This is a genomic window from Mesorhizobium sp. M2E.F.Ca.ET.209.01.1.1, assembly GCF_004010375.2.
GTDB lineage: Bacteria > Pseudomonadota > Alphaproteobacteria > Rhizobiales > Rhizobiaceae > Mesorhizobium.
Genome location: NZ_SADP02000760.1, coordinates 1 through 324, shown reverse-complemented (window position 1 = coordinate 324; position 324 = coordinate 1). Strand labels below are relative to the sequence as shown.

1 pseudogene is annotated in these 324 nt (G+C 58.6%); it reads right to left on the bottom strand.

Going from position 1 to position 324, the window contains the following annotated elements:
* Positions 1–186: 186 nt before the first annotated feature.
* A pseudogene (locus tag EN852_RS37785) lies at positions 187–324 on the bottom strand (gamma-glutamylcyclotransferase); the annotation flags it as partial.

The following is a 324-nucleotide window of genomic DNA, read 5'->3' as shown; positions in this document are numbered from 1 at the left end:
GGCGTTTCTGCAAGGCTGATCTCCGTGATGCTGGAACGGGCCTGATGGCCAAGGAAGGGTTGCCGCTAAGCTAGGTCGTGGCCTCCCGAGGTCAAAGGCATGGTTTTGCTTTTTGATCGGACCAGAGCAATTCCAGCAAAAGTGCGTCGCGGTTTTGCGTCCGGAATTGTGCAAACAAAAAGCCCCTCACGAAGGCGAGACCTGGCGGCCTACCTCTTCCAGCCATTGATCGCGGATGCCGAGCGCCTCGAGATGATCGAGCGTGCTCAGCACATAATCCTCATTCCGGCCTGACTGGCCGACGGCGCCGCGAACGATCCTTGC